Source organism: Janthinobacterium sp. SUN120 (assembly GCF_030397735.1).
Classification (GTDB): domain Bacteria; phylum Pseudomonadota; class Gammaproteobacteria; order Burkholderiales; family Burkholderiaceae_D; genus Janthinobacterium; species Janthinobacterium kumbetense.
This window is the reverse complement of the sequence record NZ_JAPUBW010000001.1, coordinates 1459512-1469500: the sequence shown is the minus strand read 5'-3', so window position 1 is coordinate 1469500 and position 9989 is coordinate 1459512. Positions and strand designations below refer to the sequence as shown.

Annotated in this window: 11 protein-coding genes; 6 read left to right on the top strand and 5 right to left on the bottom strand. The window is 64.1% G+C overall.

Translation table 11 applies throughout. The annotated features are described in order from the left end of the window. Positions 1–64: 64 nt before the first annotated feature. Positions 65–598 carry an ankyrin repeat domain-containing protein gene (locus O0879_RS06465; protein ID WP_289915518.1) on the bottom strand — a complete coding sequence of 178 codons (534 nt, stop codon included), beginning with the start codon at positions 596–598 and terminating at the stop codon, positions 65–67. Positions 599–832: 234 nt separating this feature from the next. Here O0879_RS06465 and O0879_RS06460 point away from each other — a divergent pair, with 234 nt between their 5' ends. Continuing rightward, positions 833–1201, top strand: coding sequence for a cupin domain-containing protein (locus O0879_RS06460; protein ID WP_215409092.1), 369 nt, complete (start codon positions 833–835; stop codon positions 1199–1201). A gap of 30 nt (positions 1202–1231) precedes the next feature. On the opposite strand, the gene O0879_RS06455 is transcribed toward O0879_RS06460, so the two are convergent. After that, positions 1232–2431, bottom strand: a complete 1200-nt coding sequence (locus O0879_RS06455; protein WP_289915517.1) for a YbfB/YjiJ family MFS transporter — start codon at positions 2429–2431, stop codon at positions 1232–1234. A 312-nt stretch (positions 2432–2743) separates the two neighbouring features. Here O0879_RS06455 and O0879_RS06450 point away from each other — a divergent pair, with 312 nt between their 5' ends. From O0879_RS06450 to O0879_RS06435, 4 genes are all read left to right on the top strand, one after another. After that, the gene (locus O0879_RS06450; RefSeq protein WP_077403418.1) at positions 2744–3418 is read left to right on the top strand and encodes a CsgG/HfaB family protein; all 675 of its coding nucleotides are present in this window, start codon (positions 2744–2746) and stop codon (positions 3416–3418) included. An 8-nt stretch (positions 3419–3426) separates the two neighbouring features. Next, positions 3427–3795: a DUF4810 domain-containing protein gene (locus O0879_RS06445; protein ID WP_230521897.1), complete on the top strand. Its 369-nt coding sequence runs from the start codon at positions 3427–3429 to the stop codon at positions 3793–3795. 47 nt (positions 3796–3842) lie between these two features. After that, a complete protein-coding gene (locus O0879_RS06440; protein WP_225242261.1) occupies positions 3843–4454 on the top strand; it encodes a DUF799 domain-containing protein in 612 nt (203 codons plus the stop codon). A gap of 137 nt (positions 4455–4591) precedes the next feature. Next, positions 4592–5221 (top strand): hypothetical protein, encoded by a 630-nt coding sequence (locus O0879_RS06435; RefSeq protein WP_289915515.1) that lies wholly within the window; start codon positions 4592–4594, stop codon positions 5219–5221. Between the two features lie 22 nt (positions 5222–5243). Here the strand turns inward: O0879_RS06435 and O0879_RS06430 are convergent, their stop codons facing one another. Further along, positions 5244–6092 carry a siderophore-interacting protein gene (locus tag O0879_RS06430; RefSeq protein WP_289915512.1) on the bottom strand — a complete coding sequence of 283 codons (849 nt, stop codon included), beginning with the start codon at positions 6090–6092 and terminating at the stop codon, positions 5244–5246. Positions 6093–6184: 92 nt separating this feature from the next. Between O0879_RS06430 and O0879_RS06425 the strand changes: the two genes are divergently transcribed. Then, on the top strand, positions 6185–6763 hold the full coding sequence (locus O0879_RS06425; RefSeq protein WP_289915510.1) for a TetR/AcrR family transcriptional regulator: 579 nt from the start codon (positions 6185–6187) through the stop codon (positions 6761–6763). Between the two features lie 51 nt (positions 6764–6814). On the opposite strand, the gene O0879_RS06420 is transcribed toward O0879_RS06425, so the two are convergent. Together O0879_RS06420 and O0879_RS06415 are read right to left on the bottom strand one after the other, a co-directional pair. Then, entirely contained in the window at positions 6815–7915 is a 1101-nt protein-coding gene (locus tag O0879_RS06420) for a tryptophan 7-halogenase (RefSeq protein WP_289915508.1), read from the bottom strand. Next, positions 7912–9777 (bottom strand): LodA/GoxA family CTQ-dependent oxidase, encoded by a 1866-nt coding sequence (locus O0879_RS06415; RefSeq protein WP_289915506.1) that lies wholly within the window; start codon positions 9775–9777, stop codon positions 7912–7914. Before O0879_RS06415 ends, O0879_RS06420 begins: the two co-directional genes overlap by 4 nt. Positions 9778–9989: the final 212 nt, after the last annotated feature.

The window sequence follows — 9989 nt, the reverse complement described above, 5'->3', positions numbered from 1 at the left end:
TCCTGATTTATCAGGGACTTTTTTTGCCGAAGGGCTTGCAAACTGTCGGTGATGTCAGCGTCAGCTATGCCGTCTGCCCCAAGCTGGCCAGGCGGCCCAGGGTTTCCTGCGCATTCATGGACTTGGCCAGCGAGGCGGCAGTCATGCCGCGGCTGTCCACGGCATCGATGCGGGCGCCGTGTTGCAGCAGCAGGTCGAGGATGGCCAGGCGGTTGAACATGGCGGCCATCATCAAGGGGGTCTTGCCGTCCGGACTGTTGCCTTCCACCTTGGCGCCGTGCTGGAGCAGCAGTTCGGCGATGTCCAGGTAACCCTTGTAGGCCACGCCGGCCAGCGGTGTCTGGCCCTGGTCGTTGGGGACGTTGGCGTCGGCGCCCGCTGCGAGCAGCAGGCGTGACGTTTCAAGGTGGCCATGGTAGCTGGCCAGCATGATCAGGCTGTCGCCTTTTTCATTGCGAAAGTTTACTGGTACGCCCTGGACAAGCATGGCACCCAGTTGCTGCGTATCGCCTTCGCGCACCAGGGCGAACAGGCCCTGGATGAATTCCAGCGTTTCCGCATCCATCGTTGCCGGGATTTTTCGTGCATCGGTGTTCATCGTTTTCTTTCCGCGAAGGTGGGCTATGCCTGCAGTGTAAATGGATGTTGAAGCATTGGCCCGGAAGTTTCAATTGTACGATCCGGCTCCGCATTTGAGGTAAGTGCGGCAGGTGCTTTGCTTGTAAATTTCCATTATTAAACTATATTGGAAAATGATGTGATTTTTATATTGTGTCAGTTACTCCAATTCGGAAATTTAATACTTCCAGAAATTCCAAAGGAGGGACGGGTCATGAGTGCGATGTTAGAAAAGAAATCCTTGGATAAGCCGGACGAAGTCCGCCCATTCAAGGACGGAGCCGGCCGGATGGCTGTCTTTACGCTTGGCGAACAGACCATGGGGCGCGGCGAATTTGAGCCTGGCTGGCGTTGGAGTCTGCACGTAAAACCGATTGCAGGAACCGATTCGTGCCAGGCAGCTCATACCGGCATGGTCCTTGAGGGACGGATGGTGGTAAGGATGAATGATGGCGCCGAAATGGAATATGGCCCGGGTGATGTCTTCTATATGCCACCAGGGCACGACGCCTGGGTGGTTGGAAACCAGCGTTGTGTATTGTTCGATGTAACAGGCGTCGCAAAGTATGCCAAACCGCAATAAGCGGGGCCAATGCATGTGCGAGACAGTCGCTTACGCGCCCGCCGCCAGCGCCTTTTGCCGCGCGGCCAGCGCCGCGCCGATGAAGAGGGCGATGGCCGAGGCGATCAAGCCCCGTTCCAGGCCGGCGGGGCCGTCGGCGATCCAGCCGACGACGATGGGGCCGACGATCTGGCCCAGCGCGAATACCGTCGTGTAGGCGCTGATGCCGGCCGTCCACGATTGTTGCGGCAGGTTATGCCGCACCAGGGCCGTGGTCGACGCCACGACCGACAGGAACACGGCGCCGAAGACGAGTCCGGAGAGGAACACGACGGGGACAAAGCTCGTCAGCGCGGGCAGGATGGTCACCGCGCCCAGCACGCCATTCAATATCGCCAGCGACTCGCCGCCCTTGTAGCGGTCCAGCATGCGCGCCCAGATGCGCGACGACGCCACCACCGCCAGGCCCAATACCATGTAGAACACCGTGATCAAGTTGGGCGGCATGCCTTGCTGCTTGAGCAGGGCGATGACGAAGGTCATGTAGCCGATGTAGCCGACGCCGAACATGAAGTAGCCGGCCAGGCTGGGGGAAAAGTCGCGCCAGGCGAAGCGCCGTGACGTGTCGACGGCGCGCGGCGCTTCGCCGATGGCTTTCGCCGGCACGGCCATGATGGCGGTGGCGAGCAGGCAGGCGATGCCCAGTGCCAGCCACGGCCATTGCCAGGCATGCGCGGCGCCGTGCTGCTGGGCGGACGTCAATGCGGCCGGCACCAGCAGGGCTGACAGCGCGATGCCGAATCCCGTGCCGCCGTAATACAGGCCGATGTAGAAGCCGGCGCGCTGGCTGTGCATGGAGCCGAGCCGCGCCGCCAGTACGCCACCGGCGATGAAGATGAAGGCGCTGGCCACGCCCGCGCACACGCGCTGCAGGAACAGGGTGGCCGTGTCGCTGACGAGGCCCGACATCAGCATGAAGATGCTGGCCAGCACGGAACCGACGATCAGCAAGCGCCACACGCCCAGGCGGCGCATCAGGGCCGGCGTGGCCAGGGCGCCGAGAAAATAACCGAGCGCATTGAAGGTGTTCATGGCCCCTGCCAGCAGGTAGGACCAGCCCAGGTCGGCGCGCATGGGCGGCAGCAGCAAGCCATAGGAAAAGCGCGACAGGCCCAGGGCGACGGCCGCGCCCAGCGAGAGCGCCAGCGCCGTGGCCAGCGGATGGGCCGGGGAATGATCGTGTATCGGCATAGCCAGGAGACCCGTCCAGGTGGAAAGCGTGGAGTTGGCGCCGGAGTGGGGCGGGCCGGCGGGCGAAGTCCGTGAGGGACAGTGGCACAGGGCGCTGACGGCGCGCTTTTTTACTACTAAGTTAATGAATCGGCCCGGGGAAGTCAAGCAGGGCCGAGCGCTGAGTAGCGCCGGCAATCATGCAATCCTTGCCATCGTTACTTTTGGAGAGAATTGTGAGACATGCAATACCATATAATTGCCATTAGGAAATTAACTTGCCAAAAATCAATTTCGCAGGTTGCTCCTGATCCTCCATATCATAAGGGCACTATGAACAAGAATAAACCCGGCGCGTTGTTGATTGCAGCGCTGATTGGCGCGGCGTTGGCTGGTTGCGCTTCCGAATCCTCGCAAGCTTTGGCTGTCCCCACGGTTGCCAGCGCAGCCCGTCCCTACGTTGGTCCACGCACCCTGATCGCTGTCGGCAAATTCGACAATCGCTCGAACTTCATGCGCGGCATCTTTTCCGATGGCGTCGACCGCCTGGGCAGCCAGTCGAAAACAATTCTGATTGCGCACCTGCAGACGTCCAATCGTTTCAATGTGCTCGACCGCGACAACATGGCGGAACTCAAGCAGGAAGCCGAGTTCAAGAAGCAGGGCCAGAATATCAAGGGCGCGGATTTCGTCGTCACGGGCGACGTGACCGAATTCGGCCGCAAGGAAGTTGGCGACAAGCAATTGTTCGGCATCATGGGCCGCGGCAAGACGCAAGTGGCATATGCCAAGGTCACCTTGAACGTCGTCAACATCGCTACCTCGGAAGTCGTGTTTTCGGCCGCCGGCGCCGGTGAATATAGCCTGTCGAACCGTGAAGTGCTGGGTTTTGGCGGCACGGCCAGCTATGACGCCACCCTCAACGGCAAGGTGCTGGACCTGGCCATGCGCGAAGCGGTCGAGCGCCTGGTGGCTGGTGTCGAAGCGGGCGCAATGCGCAAACAATAAGGTATCCCATGAAAACAATGATGAACAAGGGCGCAGCCCTGCTGGCGCTGCTCGCCTGTGCCGCCCTGACCGGTTGCGCCACGCAATCGAAGACCCTGTACCAATGGGAAGGCTACGAGCCGCAAGTGTACGAATACCTGAAGGGTGAAAGCCCGGAACAGCAGATCGCCGCCATGGAAAAAGACTTGCAAGTGATCGGTGCGAAGGGCAACCACGCGCCGCCGGGTTTCCATGCCCACCTGGGCATGCTGTACTCGATCGCGGGCAAGCCGGAGCAGGTCGAAGCGCAGTTCGAAGACGAGAAAAAACTGTTCCCGGAATCGACGCCGTACATGGACTTCCTGTTGGGTAAAATGAAAAAAGGCGAGAAATTATGATGTCGCGTATGTTGAAAATGGCCTTGTGCCTGGGTCCAGCCATCTTCATGGTCGGTTGCGCCACCAAGCAGGCGGCATACGATTACACCGCCTTCAAGGCAGCCAAGCCCCGTTCCATCGTGGTCTTGCCGCCGTTGAACAACTCGCCGGAAGTCAATGCCGGCAACAGCGTCTACGCGCAAGTGACGTATCCGCTGGCCGAAGCGGGCTACTATGTGCTGCCGGTGGCCGTGGTCGGTGAAACCTTCAAGCAGAACGGCTTGACGAACGCCGCCGATATCCACGGCGTCGATGCGAAAAAGCTCAACGAGATCTTTGGCGCCGATGCGGGCCTGTACGTGACGATTTCCAAGTACGGCACCACTTACGCCGTGATCGACAGCGTGACGGTGGTGTCGGTCGATGCCAAGCTGGTCGACCTGAAGACGGGCGCCTTGCTGTGGCAGGGCGCGGCCAGCGCGTCCAGCAACGAAGGCAACAACAGCGGTGGCGGCGGCCTGGTCGGCATGCTGGTGACGGCGGCCGTCAAGCAGATCATCAATACCAGCACCGATGCCAGCCATCCGCTCGCCGGCACGGCAAATGCGCGCATGCTGTCGGCCGGCGTGCCGAATGGCTTGCTGTACGGTCCCCGTTCGGAGCGCTACCTGGCGCAGTAATCGTTCGCGAGTAGCGTGCTCACGCCCTGCATCAGGCAGGGCAGGGGCAGTGACAACCGGCGCCGGAGGAAATCGTGGACTCGTCCTCCGGCGCTGTCTTTCCTGAGTTCGTGCAGATTCCAGGCAGGGAGCAAGCGATGGGCATTCAATTCTACGTCCGTTACAACGTGGAAACAGACGATTTGCTAGGCAACTCCGTGCTGGTCTTCCTGAAGCTGCACAACCCGCAGGGCCATTACCGCAGCCATGCCTGGCAGGTGTTGACGGGGTCGGCCGGCGCCACCGAATCGTTCCACTACGAGGACAGGATCTCGACCGACGTGAACAGTTTCGGCATCACCGGGAACAAGATCGTCTCGGGCCGCCAGGTCATCGCGCCGGGCCAGCTGCTGTCGGCCGTGAGCCCGCATGGCTTGTCGCCGCTGCTGCAGCCAGCCGCCGCCTCGCTGGCGCAATCGAAGTTGACGCCGTCGCAATGCGGCGTCATGAACGAGACCAGCCCATTCACCCCATTCAGCTGCAACTGGTACGTGAACGACCGGCCGGTTGCGACCATGCCCGATGTCGATGCCAACATGACGGTCGGTTTCGAATACCTGCCCAGCCTGTATTTTGTGGTGGCCATGCGGCCGGCAGCGGGCCAGACCTACAGCCTGGAGAGTTTCCAGGACATGACGCAGTATGCGATGCCGGTGTCGGCGACCGAAGTGGACGTTACCTTGCGCCGCAGCCAGGACGCGTGGCGCTTCGACTTCGCCGCCCGCTAGCGCGCGCCGCGACCGGCGCCGCTCACACTTCGACGGCCAGGTCGTCGAAATCGGCCAGGGTGCCGCCATTGGCGATCAGCTGCTCGAAATTTTGCCGGCGGCGCAGATCGATGTCCGTGTTGCTGACTCCCCGTTTCCAGTAGCCGGCCACCAGCACCTGTTCCTTGGACAGGCCCGCGTCGACGCGAAAATGCTGGCGGATGGCGCGCATTTCATCGCGTTCGCCGGCGCCCCAGATCGCGTAATCGTGCGGATCTTGCAACGCCCTGGCCTGGGCCGCCAGCGGCCCGTCCGGCGCCACGTGGGCCGTGCCGAGGCGGTGCAACGCCAGGCCCGGCACGGTGGGCAGCTCGGCAAAGGCGGCCGCATCATCCGTCACCACCCAGCCGATGCCGCTCGCGCCGGCGGGCCACTGCTGCAACATGGCATACAGCGCGGGTATGCCTGTTTCGTCGAGGAAAAGGGCGATTTTCTTTTCGGCACCGGCAGGAACGATGAACTGCGGGCGCGGCCCCGTCAGGCGGAAGACCTCGCCCACGCGCAGGCTGTTACCCCAGTGCATCATCGGACTCGCGTGTGCATGCCGCACGATATCGAAGGTAAACGCACCTGCCTGCGCGTCAAAGCTGCGCACGGTGTAGATACGCGACGCGCCGCCATACGCTGGCCCGTCGAGATGGATGCGGAAAGCCACGTTGGGCAGCGCCCAGTGGGGATCGTCGCCGGAACGGTCCAGGCGGGCCGTGACGCGCAGCACGCTGGGAACGGGGTGCGCGATGGCGCTGACGGCGGCCGTGACTTCATGCAGGCTGCGGTCATGCTCGGCATTGCGCAGCTGGCCGCCGGATTGCTGTTCTACGGGTGTTGCCATGGTAAGCACTCCTTGGTATTGGGTAATTAGTTTCACCATGCTAAACTAATTAGCTGAAACCGACAACGCAGCTGCCGCCACGGACAATAACGATGACTATTGCAAGCACATCGCCCCGCCCCGGGCGTCCCCCCAGCATCACGCGCGAACGCATCGCCGACGCCGGCATGGCGCTGGGCCTGCCCGCCATGACGTTTACCGGTGTCGCCACCTTGCTCGGCGTTAGCCATGTGGCGTTGTACAAGCATGTGGCGAACCTGGCGGCGCTCAAGCTGCTGGTGGCCGAGGAAATTTTTGTTCGATGGAAACTGCCAGCGACGGGCAACGACGACCTGGAGGGCTATCTGCTGCGTTTCAGCGCTTCGCTGCGCGCGCTGGTCAAGTCGCATCCGGGGCTGGCGCCGTACTTGCTGCGCAGAAAAGCGACGACGCCGGCCATGCTGGCCCGGATCGACGCCCACCAGGCGCACGTGGCGGACAGCTACCGGCTGCCCAGGGAGCGCGCCCGCTGGCTGCTGTCGACCGTGGCCTTCCACTGCGTGGCCCTGGCCGACACCGTGTATGCGCCGGCCGGCGACGCCTGGGAAGCAGAGGACGATGCGCTCATCGAGGCCGAGTTCGACCTGGGCATGCGCGCGCTCGTGATCGGGGCGCTTGCCATGCAGCCATAGCGGCAGCGCGTGGCAGCACGGCGGCGCGGCGATTTTTTGCGGGCCGGCGGGTCAGCGGGCCGCGAGCGGTCGGCGCCGGCTCCAGAATGGCGCCGACGGCCAGCGTGTTTCCTGGCCGTAACAGTATGCCAGGTGGCGTCCGTATGCCGCGCCGATGGCCGCCAGTTCCGCATTGTATTGCTGGCAAGCCGTGGCGTCGCCCTGCAGCGTGCGGTCGGCCGCTTCGGCGGCGGCCAGGCCCGTGTAGAGGGCGTTGAAGATGCCTTGCGACGACAGCGGGTCGAAGCTCAGGGCCGCGTCGCCGGCGGCGAACCAGCCTGGTCCTGCGGCGGCGTCCAGGGCGGCCGTATGGGCGGGCGTGGCCAGGGCCGGTGTATCGGCCTCGTAGCCTTGCTGCTCCAGCAATTCCCGCGTGGCCGGCAAGCGCCGCGCCGCCGCTTCCAGCCAGCCGGCATCGCGCAGGGCGGTGCTGCCGAGCAAGTCCGCATCCGTATGCAGGGCCAGCACGCGGCGCTGGCCGGGCAGGGGCGCGCTGTACCACCAGCCGTATTCGCACGCCTCGATGTGGGCAAAGCCCCGCGCGGAGGGCGTGCGTTCATGTCCGTATTGCCATATAGATATCAGCCGGTCGCTGTGCCGGCGCTGCGCGCCCGCTTTGCGGGCCAGCCGGGCGCTGCGTCCCGTGGCGTCGATGACGATGCGCGCCGCCGCGTCGCACGGGCCGTGCTGCGTTTCCAGCCGTACTCTCCAGCCGCCATCGTCCGGCGCGATGTCCGCGACCCTGGCCGAGGCCAGCAGGGCGGCGCCGCGTTGGCGCGCCTCGTCGCGCAGCCACAGGTCGAAGGTGCTGCGCGCCAGGTGCCAGCCGTGGCCATCGGGGTCGCTGAGGAAGTGGTGTTCCGCCCAGGCGCCGTTCCACCACGCGCGGTTGCCGTGGTAGGGCGCATGGCCCTGGCGCAGGAAGGCGTCGAGCAAGCCCATGTCCTGCAGCAGGCGCGCGGCGGCGGGCGGCAGCGATTCACCGATGCGCGCCAGCGGCGCGGCCAGCCGGTCGACCAGCAAGACCCGGTGCCGCCCCGCCAGGTTCAGGGCGGCCGTGGCGCCGGCCGGACCGGCGCCGACGACGAGCACGTCGGCCTGCAGCACCGTCACAAGCGGTGCCGCTGCAGATGCCGCGCTTTTTCCGTGCCTTCCAGGTCGACGTCGACAAACTCGTCCGGTATGGGCGCCGCGGCGCGCAATGTATGCTTGCCGGCGATCGCTTGCGGCAGGTTTTCCACCTGCAGGAAGGCGGGGAAGCCGCTCACGTCCGTGGGGCCGGGGCGCACCTCGACCACGCCCACTTGCGCCAGGTCGGCGATCATGTTGTTGATCTGCTCTTCATAGCTGATGTTGCCCAGCGGACGTATCCACGCGGCGCGCCGGGCGAAGGCGGCCAGGCGGTCGTCGGTGGGGGCTTCCCGGTTCATCACCGTGTCGTAGGCGAGCTTGCTCATCACCTGGTTCGGCACGCGCGCGGGCCAGAAGGTCGGCACGTAGGGATCGTAGTCGGATTGGTAGCCGGAGCGGCAGCTGGCCGTGTCCGTTTGCCAAGGCACGGCCATCCAGCGCGTGACGCCGCCGGCGATCTGCGCCGAGCAGGGGCTGCCGATATTGTCCGGCGTCAACACTGCACCGTAATCCGGCTCCACCCAGCCGGGCGGCCGGTGCGCCAGGCGGAACGGCGCGCTGTACATGCTGGCCTGGCGCATGGGCCAGGTCATTTCGCAGCCGGGGTGGAAGGCGTCTGCCAGGCAGAATTCCATGGCGGCGCGCAGCAGGGTGTCCGGTTGCTGCGCCACTTCCACGTCGGCCAGGCTTTGCGGCGGCGTCTTGCCGGGCGCATAGTCGTCCGTGAACTTGCCGTCGGCCCATTGCTTGAGGAAGCGCAACTGCAAATTGCTCAGCGCGCAGTTCTGGCGCGGCGTGTCTGCCGGCGGGATGGCCATCGCGTCGCCATACAGCCACGGCCACGGCGACGGCGCCCAGGCGTCGCGCTCGAATTGCCGGAACTGGTTATAGATGACGTTGCGCCACTCCTTGCGGTTTTCGGACGGGCTGGCCAGGCGCGCCATCCATTCGTCGCGGCTGAATGGCGTGCTGCCATCCCAGCCGAAGGCGGCCGCGAAGCCGGCGTTGACCCATTGCAGGTTGGACAGGCGCTCGAAAATGGGACGGATGTCGTCCTGGAACGAGGGAACGGCAGGCGCGGTAATTTTGTTTTCGGAAACAAACAAGTCGCGCATCAAGTCCCACATGGTGCGCACCGACTTTTGCTGCGGTGCGTAGTCGGGCGGCGCGACGACCACCCAGGCCATGTCGACGGGCAAGGCCTGGCCCTGGTAGTGCACCGTGGCGCAGACGGGGCCGTCGGCCGTGTCGTCATGCCAGCCTTCGTTGTTGGCAAAGGTGATGGCGCGCGCGCCATTCCACGAGGCGGACTTGCCATGGCCGCCCAGCACGATCAGCCGTCCCATGGCGTCCGTGCGCAATTCGCCCAGGTAGACGGGCGTGCCCATGAAGCGGCCGCTGTCGAAGGCGACGGCCGGCTGTTCGCTGCCGCCGATCTTGCGCTCGCCGGGCGTGATGGACAGTTGTGCGCGGTCCGTGACGGCCATGTTGCGCAGGAACGAGGGCTGGGTGACATTCGCCTCGGGAATGTCGAGCGCGATCTGGAACTGGTACCACGCCGCCTTGGTATTGGCCAGCGTGACGGACCATTCGATGTCGGCATTGCTGGCGTTCAACTCGGCCACGGCCACGCCGGCGGCGTTCAAGCCGTAGATGCGAAAGCCCGCTGCCTGGCGCTTGATGGCCCCGGACGCATCGCGGTAATAGCCGGCCGGCCGCGGCGCCGGTTCCGGCACCTCCGGTCCCATAAAGTATTCGCTGGGGCTGTTGCCCACGCGGGCAATGCCGATGGGCGGATAAATCGCCGCCTTGACGATGACGGTATCTTGGGTGGAACTGGACATGGCATGCCTTTCCAGATGCGTGGAGGGAAGGAAAATATACCGCATAAAAAACGCGCCAAATGCGCACATAGTCACGGTATCGCGAATTCACGCCATGCCTGGCATGGGCGGACACGGGGGCAATTCAGTTGCTGCGGAGATTGACTTGTTGCCGGCATGTAGCTATCTTGGACTGGAATTGCCTGTTTATTAATATATGAAACAATGTATTG